Origin of the sequence: Streptomyces sp. HUAS 15-9 (genome assembly GCF_025642155.1) — a bacterium.
Taxonomy (GTDB): domain Bacteria; phylum Actinomycetota; class Actinomycetes; order Streptomycetales; family Streptomycetaceae; genus Streptomyces.
Window position 1 is genome coordinate 7,816,527 of record NZ_CP106798.1, and the last position, 14,026, is coordinate 7,830,552.

At 71.9% G+C, this 14,026-nt stretch carries 11 protein-coding genes; 7 read left to right on the forward strand and 4 right to left on the reverse strand.

What is annotated here, in order from left to right; genetic code table 11:
• Positions 1-270 precede the first annotated feature (270 nt).
• The gene (locus N8I87_RS35600) at positions 271-1,155 is read right to left on the reverse strand and encodes a LysR family transcriptional regulator (RefSeq protein ID WP_263214941.1); all 885 of its coding nucleotides are present in this window, start codon (positions 1,153-1,155) and stop codon (positions 271-273) included.
• A 120-nt stretch (positions 1,156-1,275) separates the two neighbouring features.
• Here N8I87_RS35600 and N8I87_RS35605 point away from each other — a divergent pair, with 120 nt between their 5' ends.
• The 6 genes from N8I87_RS35605 (at position 1,276) to N8I87_RS35630 (ending at position 7,625) form a co-directional block, all read left to right on the forward strand.
• Positions 1,276-1,947 (forward strand): succinate dehydrogenase, encoded by a 672-nt coding sequence (locus N8I87_RS35605; protein ID WP_263214943.1) that lies wholly within the window; start codon positions 1,276-1,278, stop codon positions 1,945-1,947.
• A gap of 1 nt (position 1,948) precedes the next feature.
• Entirely contained in the window at positions 1,949-3,898 is a 1,950-nt protein-coding gene (locus N8I87_RS35610) for a fumarate reductase/succinate dehydrogenase flavoprotein subunit (protein ID WP_263214944.1), read from the forward strand.
• Positions 3,895-4,644 carry a succinate dehydrogenase/fumarate reductase iron-sulfur subunit gene (locus N8I87_RS35615; RefSeq protein ID WP_263214945.1) on the forward strand — a complete coding sequence of 250 codons (750 nt, stop codon included), beginning with the start codon at positions 3,895-3,897 and terminating at the stop codon, positions 4,642-4,644. Before N8I87_RS35610 ends, N8I87_RS35615 begins: the two co-directional genes overlap by 4 nt.
• Positions 4,645-4,761: 117 nt before the next feature.
• Complete coding sequence (locus N8I87_RS35620; RefSeq protein ID WP_263214946.1) at positions 4,762-5,787, forward strand: hypothetical protein; 1,026 nt, start codon at positions 4,762-4,764, stop codon at positions 5,785-5,787.
• Between the two features lie 156 nt (positions 5,788-5,943).
• Entirely contained in the window at positions 5,944-6,720 is a 777-nt protein-coding gene (locus N8I87_RS35625) for a GNAT family N-acetyltransferase (RefSeq protein ID WP_263214948.1), read from the forward strand.
• Positions 6,720-7,625: a lysophospholipid acyltransferase family protein gene (locus N8I87_RS35630; RefSeq protein WP_263214950.1), complete on the forward strand. Its 906-nt coding sequence runs from the start codon at positions 6,720-6,722 to the stop codon at positions 7,623-7,625. The genes N8I87_RS35625 and N8I87_RS35630 overlap by 1 nt, the downstream gene beginning before the upstream one ends.
• 3 nt (positions 7,626-7,628) lie before the next feature.
• Here the strand turns inward: N8I87_RS35630 and N8I87_RS35635 are convergent, their stop codons facing one another.
• Both N8I87_RS35635 and N8I87_RS35640 read right to left on the reverse strand, forming a co-directional pair.
• Positions 7,629-9,962 carry an excinuclease ABC subunit UvrA gene (locus N8I87_RS35635; protein ID WP_263214952.1) on the reverse strand — a complete coding sequence of 778 codons (2,334 nt, stop codon included), beginning with the start codon at positions 9,960-9,962 and terminating at the stop codon, positions 7,629-7,631.
• Between the two features lie 83 nt (positions 9,963-10,045).
• On the reverse strand, positions 10,046-10,237 hold the full coding sequence (locus N8I87_RS35640; protein ID WP_263214954.1) for an antitoxin: 192 nt from the start codon (positions 10,235-10,237) through the stop codon (positions 10,046-10,048).
• A 150-nt stretch (positions 10,238-10,387) separates the two neighbouring features.
• Here N8I87_RS35640 and N8I87_RS35645 point away from each other — a divergent pair, with 150 nt between their 5' ends.
• A complete protein-coding gene (locus tag N8I87_RS35645; protein ID WP_263214956.1) occupies positions 10,388-12,859 on the forward strand; it encodes an ATP-dependent Clp protease ATP-binding subunit in 2,472 nt (823 codons plus the stop codon).
• Here the strand turns inward: N8I87_RS35645 and N8I87_RS35650 are convergent.
• Complete coding sequence (locus N8I87_RS35650; RefSeq protein WP_263214958.1) at positions 12,841-13,863, reverse strand: LLM class flavin-dependent oxidoreductase; 1,023 nt, start codon at positions 13,861-13,863, stop codon at positions 12,841-12,843. The genes N8I87_RS35645 and N8I87_RS35650 overlap by 19 nt on opposite strands.
• Between the last annotated feature and the right edge of the window lie 163 nt (positions 13,864-14,026).

Below are 14,026 nucleotides of genomic sequence, written 5' to 3' on the forward strand. Positions count from 1 at the left end.
CGGGCGCACATCACCCGGCCTGACCCTCTGGAGCACGGCCGGCGCAGTTCCCCAGGGGCGCGGGGAACTGCGCGAGCAACCACACACAACCCGCACCCCCCGAAGGCGCCTGCGAGGCAGACGCAACCGGGCGCACATCACCCGGCCTGACCCTCTGGAGCACGGCCGGCGCAGTTCCCCAGGGGCGCGGGGGACTGCGCGACAAGCCACCATGCACCCGCACCCCCGAACGGCGCCTCCGAGGCACACGCCCCCGGGCACAAAGCAACCTCACCGCTCGAGCAACATCCGCTGCAACTCCCGCGCGGCCCGAGGCGGAGCCACATCGCTGCGATGTGCCAACGCGATCGTCCGATACAACCCCGGCCGAGCGAGCGGAGTGACCCGCAGGCCCCGGCCCGACCGCGTCGCCACCATCCGCGGTACGACGGCCACGCCGAGCCCCGCCCGCACAAACCCCAGCACCGCGTCCATCTCACCCCCCTCCACGGCGAAGTCCGGCTCGAACCCCGCGGAGCGGCACGCCGCCACCGTGAGCTCGCGCAGGTCGTAGCCGTGCCGGAACATCACCAGACGCTCGCCCTCCAGGTCGGCGATGCGCACGGCCGGCTCGCCCCGCCCCGGTGCGGGCGCCTCCGGCGACGACACCACCACCAGGTCCTCCCGCAGCAGTTCCACCGTGGTGAGGGCGGGCGAGGCGGGCGGCAGCGGGAGCACGATCAGGGCGAGGTCCAGGGCGCCGCGCGCCAGCTCCCGTACGAGATCGAGGGAGCCGCCCTCCTCGATCAGCAGCCGGATGCCGGGATAGCGGTCGTGGAAGGCCCGCAGCACGTCCGGCAGCAGCCCGGTGCACACGCTCGGCGTGGCGCCCAGCCGGACGCGGCCACCGCGCAGCTGCACCAGCTCCTGCACCTCGTGCCGGGCCGTGTCGGCGTCGGCCAGGATCCGCCGGGCCAGCGGCAGCAGAGCCTCGCCCGCATCGGTGAGCGTGATGTTGCCGCGCGCCCGCAGGAACAGATCCGCCCCCAGCTCCCGCTCCAGCGCCTTGATCTGCTGGGACAGGGACGGCTGTGCGACATGGACCAGCTCGGCGGCCCGGGTGAAGTGCCGGGTCTCGGCGACCGCCACGAAGTACTGGAGCTGTTGGAACTGCATGGTTTCAGAATAGCCCCAGCCTATTGAAACAAGCCGGACCATGTCTTGGACCGATCGGGACCATCGGCCCTAGCGTTCTGACTCATGGCTCTGGCAACGCGGACGGACCGAGGGCCGTCCATGGCACGCACGGTGTGGGACTCCACCGTAGGCAAGAAGACCGTGATGGCGGTCAGCGGCCTGATCATGCTGCTGTATCTGGTCGCGCACATGATCGGGAACCTGAAGATCTACTTCGGGGCGGGCGAGTTCAACCACTACGCCCACTGGCTGCGCACCGTCGGCGAACCGTTCATGCACTACGAGTGGACGCTGTGGCTCATCCGCGTCGTCCTGGTCGTCGCCGTGGTGGCCCACGCCACGTCCGCCTACCAGCTCAGCCGCCGTGACATCAGGGCGCGCCCCACCAAGTACGTGCACAAGAGGCCCCGGGCGAGCTACGCCACGCGCACCATGCGCTGGGGCGGGATCATCCTCGGCCTGTTCATCGTCTGGCACCTCCTGGACCTGACCACCGGCACCGTGCACCCCGGCGGCTTCCAGGACGGCCACCCGTACCAGAACGTCGTGGACACCTTCTCCACCTGGTACGGCAACGTCATCTACATCGTCGCGATGCTCGCGCTCGGCCTGCACATCCGGCACGGCTTCTGGAGCGCCGCACAGACCCTCGGCGTCGGCAGCCGCGCCCGCGACCGCGCCCTGAAGACCGTCGCCAACGTACTGGCGCTGCTGCTCACGGCCGGCTTCGTCGCCGTACCCGTGGGCGTCATGACCGGAGTGGTGAGCTGACATGACAACCTACGCGAACTACGAGAACGGCGCGCCCGTCGTCGACGACAAGGCGCCCTCGGGCCCGGTCCACGAGCGCTGGGACAAGCGCCGTTTCGAGGCCAAGCTGGTCAACCCGGCCAACCGCCGCAAGCACACCGTGATCGTCGTCGGCACCGGCCTGGCCGGCGGCTCTGCCGGCGCCACCCTCGCCGAACAGGGCTACCACGTCGTCCAGTTCTGCTACCAGGACTCGCCGCGCCGCGCCCACTCCATCGCGGCGCAGGGCGGCATCAACGCGGCCAAGAACTACCGCAACGACGGCGACTCCGTGTACCGGCTGTTCTACGACACCGTCAAGGGCGGCGACTTCCGGGCACGCGAGTCCAACGTCCACCGCCTCGCGCAGATCTCGGTCGAGATCATCGACCAGTGCGTGGCCCAGGGCGTGCCCTTCGCGCGCGAGTACGGCGGTCTCCTCGACACCCGCTCCTTCGGCGGTGTCCAGGTCTCCCGCACGTTCTACGCCCGCGGTCAGACGGGCCAGCAGCTGCTGCTCGGCGCCTACCAGGCGCTGTCACGGCAGATCGCGGCCGGGAACGTGGAGATGCACCCGCGCACCGAGATGCTCGACCTGATCGTCATCGACGGACGGGCGCGCGGCATCGTGGCACGCGACCTGATCACGGGCCGTATCGACACCTACTTCGCGGACGCCGTCGTACTCGCCAGCGGCGGCTACGGCAACGTCTTCTATCTGTCGACGAACGCCATGAACTCCAACGCCACCGCGATCTGGCGGGCGCACCGGCGCGGCGCGTACTTCGCCAACCCCTGCTTCACCCAGATCCACCCCACCTGCATCCCGCGCACCGGCGACCACCAGTCCAAGCTCACCCTGATGAGCGAGTCGCTGCGCAACGACGGCCGGATCTGGGTGCCCAAGGCCAAGGGCGACACCCGGCCCGCGAACCAGATCCCCGAGGACGAGCGCGACTACTACCTGGAGCGCATCTACCCGGCCTTCGGCAATCTGGTCCCGCGCGACATCGCCTCCCGCGCCGCGAAGAACGTCTGCGACGAGGGCAGGGGAGTGGGCCCCGGCGGGCAGGGCGTGTACCTGGACTTCGCGGACGCGATCGCGCGGATGGGCCGGGGGGCCGTCGAGGCCAAGTACGGCAACCTGTTCGACATGTACCAGCGGATCACGGACGAGGATCCGTACGAGGTGCCGATGCGCATCTACCCCGCCGTGCACTACACGATGGGCGGCCTCTGGGTCGACTACGACCTGCAGACCACCGTCCCGGGCCTGTTCGCCGTCGGCGAGGCCAACTTCTCCGACCACGGCGCCAACCGGCTCGGCGCGTCCGCGCTGATGCAGGGCCTGGCCGACGGCTACTTCGTGCTGCCGGCCACCATCAACGACTACCTCGCCCGCAACCCTCACCAGGAGGCGGTGACGGTCGAACACCCGGTCGTCCAGGAGGTGCTGGCGGAGACCCAGGGCCGGCTCGACCTGCTCCTGTCCGCCGACGGCGACCGCACCCCCGACTCCTTCCACCGCGAGGTCGGCGAACTCATGTGGGAGTTCTGCGGCATGGCACGCACCGACGCCGGACTGCGCAAGGCCCTCGAGCGCATCCCGCAGATACGCGAGGAGTTCTGGCGGCGCATCAAGGTTCCGGGTACGGGCGAGGAGCTCAACCAGTCCCTGGAGAAGGCGAACCGCATCGTCGACTACCTGGAGCTCGCCGAGCTGATGTGCCTCGACGCGCTGCACCGCTCGGAGTCCTGCGGCGGCCACTTCCGCGAGGAGTCCCAGACACCCGACGGCGAGGCCGCCCGCAAGGACGACGAGTTCTCCTACGCGGCCGCCTGGGAGTTCACGGGTACGGGTGAGGCCCCGACCCTGCACAAGGAAGACCTGGTCTTCGAGTACGTCCACCCCACTCAGCGGAGCTACGCATGAAGCTCAACCTGCGCGTCTGGCGGCAGAAGAACGCCGACGCCGACGGCGCCATGTCCACGTACGAGGTGGACGGCATCTCCTCCGACATGTCCTTCCTGGAGATGCTCGACACGCTCAACGAGGAGCTCATCCTCAAGGGCGAGGACCCGGTCGCCTTCGACCACGACTGCCGCGAGGGCATCTGCGGCGCGTGCTCGATGGTCATCAACGGCGACCCGCACGGCCCCGAGCGCACCACCACCTGCCAGTTGCACATGCGGTCCTTCAAGGACGGCGAGACGATCGACATCGAGCCGTGGCGGGCGTCCGCCTTCCCGGTGGTCAAGGACCTGGTCGTGGACCGGTCCGCCCTCGACCGGATCATCCAGGCGGGCGGTTACATCACCGCGCCGACGGGTGCCGCCCCCGAGGCCCACGCCACGCCGGTGCCCAAGCCGGACGCCGACTTCGCCTTCGAGCACGCCGAGTGCATCGGCTGCGGGGCGTGCGTGGCCGCGTGCCCGAACGGGGCGGCGATGCTGTTCACCTCCGCCAAGGTCAACCACCTCAACGTGCTGCCGCAGGGGTCGCCCGAGCGGGAGACACGGGTGCTGGACATGGTGGCGCAGATGGACGAGGAGGGGTTCGGCGGCTGCACGCTCGCCGGGGAGTGCCACACGGCCTGCCCCAAGGGCATTCCGCTGACGTCCATCACGAACATGAACAAGGAGTGGCTGCGGGCCACGCGCAAGGCGGGCAAGCGGTAGGGCTGTTGTGGGCGCGGGGCCGTCGGCCGTTCGTCGGGCGGGTGCGGACGGGCGGGGCCGGGAGCGGTGTTCCTCCCCCGGCCCCGCCGGGCACCCGGCCCTCGATAGGCTGCGCGCATGATCTTCGAGAACAACGGGAGGGAGCGGTTCCTCGAGGCCGTCACGGATTTCGAGGCCGCTGTGCGCGAGCGGGACGTGGACCGTTCGGAGCGCGCGTTCGGAGAGCTGTACCGGAGCATCGGGGAGGCGGGGGAGCAGGAGGCCGGCAAGGCCGCGCCGCGGCTCGCCGCGCTGCTGCCCGACGTACCGCCGGGGCCGCGCGGCACCATAGCCGTGATGGTCGGCGCCTGCGTGGAGCGCGGCGCCGACGCGGTGCCCTGCGCGCCGTACGTCTTCGCGGAGCTCGCCGAGACGCTCGCCGCGGTCGGTGAGTTCTGCGAACGCTGGGAGGAGACCGGCGGCGGGGACTTCCCCGACCCGGACGCCGGTGAGCCCGACCCGGCCCTCTTCGACCGGGTGGGCCCGGAGCAGGCCCTGGCCTGGCTGACGCTGCCCCAGTGGGAGATGGCCTCCGTGGCCATGCTCAGCCACGCGGCCGTGCGCACCGCGCTCGACGGTTCCCTGCGCGACCGGCTGCTGCGGGCCGTGGGGTCCGTCGCGGAGGCGTCCGGGCACAGCTTCAAGTGTCTGGCGTACGCCCTGCTGGTCCTCGACGAGCCGCTGATGGTGCTGCACCGCCCCACCGGCACCGGCTACGCGATGCGCATGGGCGGCATCGGCGACAACTTCCAGCTGCACACCCTGCTCGCCGACGTCCTCGTCGGCGGCGGCCACGTGCCCGGCCGCGCCCCGTCCGCCCAGGAGGCGGCCGTGTGCCGGGACCAGCCCGGACAGGTGCACACCACCGGCTCCTTCAACCTCGTCACCCCCACCGGGGAGTGGGTGTGGAACGAGGGGACGCCCAGTGACATCCCCGTCGTCGACGGAGTACGGCTGCTCGTCCTCGACCCCCCGCCCTACGAGCGGAGCTGGCCCTCGGGCCGGTTCTTCCCGAACATGACCGGCGACCTCGTCCTGGAGCGGGTGCTCGCCCCGGAGGAGGCCGGGCGGCTGCTCGCCGGATGCGTGACCAAGGACGGCTGACCGGTCGGTAACCCCGGCGTTCAACATCCCCACATCCACTCTCCTGGCGCAGGTCACGCGCAGGCCAACCGGCATCGGAAGAACAGGAGCGGCGGCCCGTACGCACCCGGTCCGCCCTCTTCCCCCGCCGAACCGGCCCATGACCAGGAGAGAGCCATGACCGGCGTTTCCACCCTCGACCGTCCCCCGCAGCCTGCGGCCCCCACCCGCTACACCGTCACCCTCGCCCATGACGAGGCCGATGTCCGTGCCGCGCAGCGGCTGCGGCACGAGGTGTTCGCCGGGGAGATGGGCGCCCTGCTGTCGAGCCCGCAGCCCGGGTACGACATCGACGCCTTCGACGCGTACTGCGACCACCTGCTCGTGCGCGACACCGCGACCGGGCAGATCGTCGGCACCTACCGGCTGCTGCCGCCGGAGCGGGCCGCGGTGGCCGGCCGGCTGTACTCGGAGGGCGAGTTCGACCTGGCCGCGCTCGACACGATCCGGCCCGGCCTGGTCGAGGTCGGCCGCTCCTGTGTGCACCCCGACCACCGCGACGGCACGGTCATCGGCCTGATCTGGGCCGGAATCGCCCGCTACATGGTCGACCGCGGCCACGAGTGGCTGGCCGGCTGCTGCTCCATCCCGCTCGCCGACGGCGGCGCCCTGGCCGCCGCCACCTGGGAGCGGGTGCGCACCAAGCACCTGGCCCCGGAGGAGTTCCGGGTACGGCCGCTGCTGCCCTGGGTCCCGGACGCCGAGGTTCCGGCCCAGGCCGCGCGCACCGAACTGCCCGCTCTGCTGCGCGGCTATCTGCGCCTGGGCGCCTGGGTCTGCGCCGAGCCCGCGCACGACCCGGACTTCGGGGTGGCCGACCTGTACGTGCTGCTGTCGATGCGCCGGGTCAACCCGCGCTATCTGCGGCACTTCCTCTTTCTCGTGCCGGCCTGATGAGCGTCTGGCTGCCGAGCGCGCCCTGCACCCCGGGGGCGTGTGTGGAGCCGACGGTGTCCGCGACGGCCGTACCGCGTGCCGTGCTGCGGCTCACGGTGGTCACGCTCCTGGTCCTGACCGGGATCGTGCTGGCCCCGCTCGGTGGGCTGATCCCCGCCGGGCTGGTCATGCGGTGGTGCCGGGTGATCGTGCGGGCCGCCGGGGTCCGGGTCCGCCTCACCGGCGCCGCCGCACCCACCGGCGGGCTGCTCCTGGTGGCCAACCACATCTCCTGGCTGGACATCCCCCTGCTGGGCGCCGTGCGTCCGGCGCGGATGCTCGCCAAGACGGAGATACGGCAGTGGCCGGTGGCCGGGGCCCTGGTGGCACGCGGCGGGGCCCTGTTCATCGAGCGCGACCGGTTGCGGGCGCTCCCGGAGACGGTCGCCCGCATCGCGGACGCCCTGCGTCACGGCGCCGCGGTCGTCGCCTTCCCCGAGGGCAGCACGTGGTGCGGCCGCGCCCAGGGCCGCTTCCACCGGGCCGTTTTCCAGGCCGCGCTCGACGCCGGGGTCCCCGTCCAGCCGGTGCGGCTGCACTACCGGATCGCCGGTGGCGCGGCCAGCACCGCGCCCGCGTTCGTGGGCGAGGACACGTTGTTCGCCTCGGTGTGGCGGGTGGTGTCGGCGCGCGGCCTGGTGGCCGAGGTGGAGGTGCTGCCGGCGATACCACCGGGCACCCACCCCGACCGCCGCACCCTCGCCCGAGCCGCCGAACCGGCCACACACGGGCCCACCTGGACCCACGCGGCCCTGGTGGCCCGCGAGCAGGTGTTCAGCGATCGCTCTCGTGCCGAGGCCCGCCCCGGTTCGGGTGCGCCGCCGGTGCACCCGGATTCCCGGGAGGACCTGGAGCGCGCCTGAAGATCACTGGGGGAGTGCCCGCCGCAGATACGGTGCCGTCGCACTCCCCTGGGCCTGTGCCACCTTGTGCGGGGGGCCCGCTGCCACGATTCGGCCGCCCGCGTCGCCGCCGCCCGGGCCCAGGTCGATCACCCAGTCCGCGGCCGCCACGACCGTCATGTCGTGTTCGACGACCACGACCGTGTGTCCGGCGTCGACCAGGCCGTGCAGCTGACGCATCAGTACCTCGACGTCGGCCGGGTGGAGTCCGGTCGTCGGCTCGTCGAGGAGGTAGAAGGCGTGACCCCGGCGGGCGCGCTGGAGTTCGCTCGCCAGCTTGATGCGCTGAGCCTCCCCGCCGGACAGCTCGGTCGCGGGCTGCCCGAGCCGCAGATAGCCGAGCCCCACGTCCAGCAGCGTGCCCAGGCTGCGGGCCACGGCCGGGGTGTCCGCGAAGAACTCCGCCGCGCTCTCCACGGTCAGGTCGAGGACCTGGGCGATGTTCCGTCCCCGGTACGTCACTTCGAGCGTCTCGGGGTTGTAGCGCGCCCCGCCGCAGTCCGGGCACGGCGCGTAGGTGCTCGGCAGGAAGAGCAGCTCGACGCTCACGAACCCCTCGCCCTGGCAGGTCTCACAGCGCCCGCCCGCCACATTGAAGGAGAACCGCCCCACGCCGTAGCCCCATGCGCGAGCGTCGTCGGTGGTCGCGAACACCTTCCGTACGACATCGAACAGACCCGTGTACGTGGCGAGGTTGGAGCGCGGGGTCCGCCCGATCGGCCTCTGGTCGACCGACACCAGCCGGCCGACCCCGGCCGCCTCCTCGGTGATCTCGCCGATGAGCGTGGACTTCCCGGAGCCCGAGACACCCGTGACCGCGGTGAACACACCGCGCGGGAACTCGGCCGTCACCACGCGCAGGTTGTGCCGGGTCACCGGACCGACCGTCAACCAGCCCTGCGGAGAGCGGACTTGACGCGCCGGCGTGGGCGTGCGGCCGAAGAGGAAGCGTGCTGTCGCCGAACCGTCGACCCCCGCCAGCTCCGTCACCGGGCCGCTGTGCAGCACCTGTCCGCCGTGCTCGCCCGCGCGCGGGCCCACGTCCACCAGCCAGTCGGCGCCGCGCATCACGTCCAGATGGTGCTCCACCACGAACACCGAGTTGCCCGCGGCCTTCAGCCGGGCCAGGACCGTGAGGAGGGCCTCGGTGTCCGCCGGGTGCAGACCGGCCGACGGCTCGTCGAGGACGTACACCACACCGAACAGCCCGGACCGCAACTGGGTGGCCAGCCGCAGCCGTTGCAGCTCGCCCGCCGAGAGGGTGGGTGTGGCGCGGTCGAGGCTGAGATAGCCGAGGCCGAGCTCGACGACCGGCGCGATACGGGACTTGAGGTCCTCGGTGAGGACACGCGCGGTCTGTGACGTGCCCTCGAGCAGTCCGGCCAGCTCGGCGAGCGGCACCGCGGCCAGTTCCGCGATCGTACGGCCCGCGAAGGTCACCGCCAGCGCCCGGGGCCGCAGCCTGCCACCGCCGCACACCGGACAGGGCGCGCTGGTGAGGAAGCGCTCCGCCTTCGCCCGCAGGGACGCGCTCTTGGAGTCGGAGAACGTCTTCATGACGTACCGGTGGGCACTCATGTACGTGCCCTGGTAAGGCCGTTGGATGCGGTCGGCGTCCCGCACCGGATGCACGGTCACGACCGGCTGCTCTTCCGTGAAGAGGATCCACCGCCGCCGCTCGGCCGGCAGCTCGCGCCAGGGCCGGTCCACGTCGTGGCCGAGGACGTCGAGGATGTCGCGCAGGTTCTTGCCCTGCCAGGCGCCCGGCCAGGCGGCGATCGCGCCCTCGCGGATCGACAGCGACGGGTCGGGGACCAGCAACTCCTCGGTCGTACGGTGCACTTGACCGAGCCCATGGCACTCGGGGCAGGCCCCGGCCGCCGTGTTGGGGGAGAAGGCGTCGGAGTCGAGCCGCTCGGCTCCCGGCGGGTAGTCGCCGGCCCGCGAGAACAGCATGCGCAGCGAGTTGGAGAGGTTGGTGACCGTGCCGACCGAGGAGCGGGAGGTCGGGGAGGAGCGGCGCTGCTGGAGCGAGACCGCGGGTGGCAGCCCGGTGATCTCCCCGACCTTCGGCGCGCCCACCTGGTGGATCAGCCGCCGGGCATAGGGCGCCACCGACTCGAAGTAGCGACGCTGTGCCTCCGCGTAGATGGTGCCGAACGCCAGCGACGACTTCCCCGAGCCGGACACGCCGGTGAACACGGCCAGCACGTCCCGTGGGATGTCCACGTCGACGCCCTTGAGGTTGTGCTCGCGGGCGCCGCGGACACGGACGTACGGATCGTGGGCGCTGTGCATGGGGGGTACTCCGTACGGGCCGGCCGGGCGGGGGCAGACCCCACGATTCTAGTCCGGCGCCCGCGGCCCCCCGGGAGCGGGGCCTAGGGGTGCGGCGGGATGTCCCGCTCCTGGCCCCCGAGCTCGTCCTTCAGCTTCTGCTGTGCGGTGTCGACCTGGGACTGGTACTTGTTCCCGGTCTTCTGGTCGGCATAGTCGCCGCCCTTGTCGATGCCCTTGGAGGCCATGTCCTCGTGGCCCTTGAGCATTCCCTTGATCTTGTCCATGAAGGACATGGGGTCCTCCCAGCCGGTAGACGTTCCCTCTGCCAGCCTGGTCGGCCCGGGCGCCGTCCGCATCTCGGCGGCCGTCCCCGTGCGGGCGTGCCCACCCTGTGCGAGCTTGGAAGACGCGGTATGCCTGGCGCACCAGAAAGGCCCGTTCCCATGACTACTCCCGGTTTCGGTTTCGGACGCAGCCCCTTCGAAGAGTTCGACGACCTCATGAATCGGTTCTTCGGCGGATCCGGGCCGGCCTCGTCCGGCAGGCGGGTGCAGCGGATCGACATCGGCAGCCTGCTGTCGGAGCGCGCCCGCGAGCTGGTCGCGGACGCACGCGACATCGCCGCCGTGGAGGGCAGCGAGGAGCTCGACGCGCGGCACCTGCTGGCCGCCGCCACCGAGCACGAATCCACCCGCCGGCTGCTGACCGAGGCGGGCGCGGACCCCGACCGGATCCGGGAGCGGCTCGGCACGCCCCCGGGCGGCACCGAGAAGTCCGAGCCCACCACGCTGACCCCGGCCGCCAAGCGTGCGCTGCTGGACGCCTACCAGATCTCCCGCGCCGAGGGCGCCTCCTACATCGGCCCCGAGCATCTGCTGCGGGCGCTCGCCGCCAACCCGGAGTCGGTGGCCGCGCGGGAGCTCAGCGACAGCGGCTGGGAGCCGACCCGGATGCCCGCGGAGGGGGCGGCGGAGCGCCGCAGGCCCAGCAGCACGCCGACCATCGACGAGTACGGCCGTGACCTCACCGAGGACGCCCGGGCCGGGCGGCTCGACCCGGTGATCGGACGGGACGAGGAAGTCGAACAGACGATCGAAGTGCTCTCCCGGCGCAGCAAGAACAACCCGGTCCTCATCGGTGACCCCGGCGTCGGGAAGACCGCCATCGTCGAGGGCATCGCCCAGCGCATCGTCGCGGGCGACGTCCCCAGGACCCTGGAGGGCAAGCGGCTCGTCTCCCTGGACCTGGCCGGGATGGTGGCCGGGACCAAGTACCGGGGCGAGTTCGAGGAGCGGCTGAAGAAACTGCTCGACGAGGTCGGCGAGCACGGCGACGAACTGGTGCTGTTCCTCGACGAACTGCACACCGTCGTGGGGGCCGGCGGGGGCGGCGAGGGCGCCCTGGACGCGGGCAACATGCTCAAGCCCGCCCTGGCCCGCGGCGAACTGCACCTCATCGGCGCGACGACCGTCGACGAGTACCGCAGGCACATCGAGAAGGACGCCGCGCTGGAGCGCCGCTTCGCCCCCATCCTGGTCGGCGAGCCCACCGTCGACGACACCATCGAGATCCTCCGCGGCCTGCGCGACCGCTACGAGGCCCACCACCAGGTCCGTATCACCGACGAGGCGGTGGTCGCCGCGGCCGAGCTGTCCGACCGCTACATCACCTCCCGCTTCCTGCCCGACAAGGCCATCGACCTGATGGACCAGGCCGCCGCCCGGGTCAGGCTGCGGTCCAAGACGCCCCTGTCGGACACCCGGGAGATCGAGGACCGACTCGCCGCCCTCAACCGGGAGAAGGACCAGGCGGTCGCCGACGAGGAGTACGAGCGCGCCAAGGAACTGCGCGACCGGATCAAGGACGCCGAGGAGCAGCTGGCCGGGTCGGACCGGGCCGAGGAGCACGCGCCCAAGGTCACCGCCGAGGACATCGCCGAGGTCGTCTCCCGCACCACCGGCATCCCCGTCGCCCAGCTCACCGAGGAGGAGCGCGAGCGGCTGATGAAGCTGGAGGAGCACCTCCACGAGCGGGTCGTCGGCCAGGACGAGGCGATCACCGCCGTCGCCCGGGCCGTCCGCCGCGCCCGCGCGGGCATGAGCGACCCCAACCGCCCGGTCGGCAGCTTCCTGTTCCTGGGCCCCACGGGCGTCGGCAAGACGGAACTCGCCCGCGCGCTCGCCGCCGCCCTCTTCGGCGACGAGAACCGCATGATCCGCCTGGACATGAGCGAGTTCCAGGAGCGGCACACCGTCTCCCGGCTGGTCGGGGCGCCTCCCGGATACGTCGGCCACGAGGAGGCCGGCCAGCTCACGGAGGCGGTGCGCAGGCAGCCGTACGCCGTGCTGCTCCTGGACGAGGTCGAGAAGGCGCACCCCGACGTCTTCAACACCCTGCTGCAACTGCTCGACGACGGCCGCCTCACCGACTCCCAGGGCCGCACGGTGGACTTCAAGAACACCGTCGTGATCATGACCTCGAACATCGGCGCCGATCGGATCCTGTCGTCCGGCGTCGAGGACTACACCAAGGTCCGCGAGTCGGTGATGCCCGTCCTGAACCAGCACTTCCGGCCCGAGTTCCTCAACCGCATCGACGAGATCATCGTCTTCCGCGGCCTGGACCGCGCCCAACTGCGCCGGATCGTCGATCTCCTGCTGGAACACACCCGGCGCCGGCTGCACGCGCAGGACGTCTCGATGGAGGTCACCGACGCGGCCGCCGACCTGCTCGCGAACATCGGCCACCAGCCGGAGTTCGGCGCCCGCCCACTGCGCCGCACCATCCAGCGCGAGGTCGACGACCGGCTCGCCGACCTGCTCCTGTCCGGCCAGCTGAACGCGGGCGACCGGGCCGTGGTGGACGCGTCCGACGGAACGATCGCGATCCGGACGGATCAGGCGGCCGCCGTCTGAGGACCCTCCAGGTTCACGATCCCGGCGAGCCGCCGGTAGGAGTCCAGCAGTGCCGGTCGGTCGTACGTGCTGGTCGTGACGAGGATCTCCTGGGCGGCGGTGTCCTTCAACACCACTTCCAGCTCGTCGGCCACCTGATCCTCGGTGCCCGCGATGTGCCCGGCCAGGCCGGACTCGTACAGGCCCCGCTCCTTCGCGGTCATCGTGTGCGCCTCGATCCGCTCGGCGGGCGGCAGGGGCGGGAACGTGCCGTGGGCGCGCGCGTACGCCATGGACCAGGCCTCCGGGACGAGCAGGCGCCGGGCCTCCTCGGGCGTGGCGGCCACCGCGATCGTGCCGGAGACGACGACGTACGGCCGCGACGCCCAGGGCGAGGGCCGGAAGTGGGTGCGGTAGTGGTCGATGCCGCGCAGCATCTTCTCCCGGTTGCGGAGGTCGCCGATGACCATGGGCAGCCCGGCGCGGGCCGCGATCCCGGCACCCTCGCCCACGGCCAGCACGAACGGCGGCACGCGCAGTCCCTCCGCCGGGCGCGCGTGCGCCCCGGTGGGGGAGGTCCCCTCGAACCAGCCGAGCAGTTCGTCCAGTTGCGCCGCGAAGTCCTCCGCGTCGTCCTTGCCGCGTCCCAGCGCCCTGCGCACCCCGTCGGTGAAGCCCACGGACCGGCCCAGACCCATGTCGACCCGCCCCGGGAACAGGGACTCCAGCACCCCGAACTGCTCGGCCACGACCAGGGGTCGGTGGTTCGGCAGCATCACTCCGCCGGTGCCGACCCGGATCGTGCGCGTGGCCGCGGCCACCGCGGCGGCCAGCACGGTCGGCGCGGACCCGGCGACACCGGGCACGCCGTGGTGTTCGGAGACCCAGAGCCGGTGATACCCGAGCCCCTCCAGCTCCCGCGCCAGCGCGACGGTGTCCCGCAGCGCCTCGGCGTGCGGATGACCCTCCCGGGTGCGGGAGCGGTCGAGAACGGAGAAGCGGGCCGAGGCGAGAGCGGAACTCATACGAGGTAGAACACCGCGGCGCCCACGGCATTCCTGGTCGCAGGGGCCCAGGCAGTCGGTCGAGCTGCCGGACGTGGTCCGTGCCGGGATGCTTGCGCGGGTCGCCGCAGCGGCAGCCCCGGCACACGACGAGGGCGCAGGGGCGTCGGGTCGGCCGGAGGGG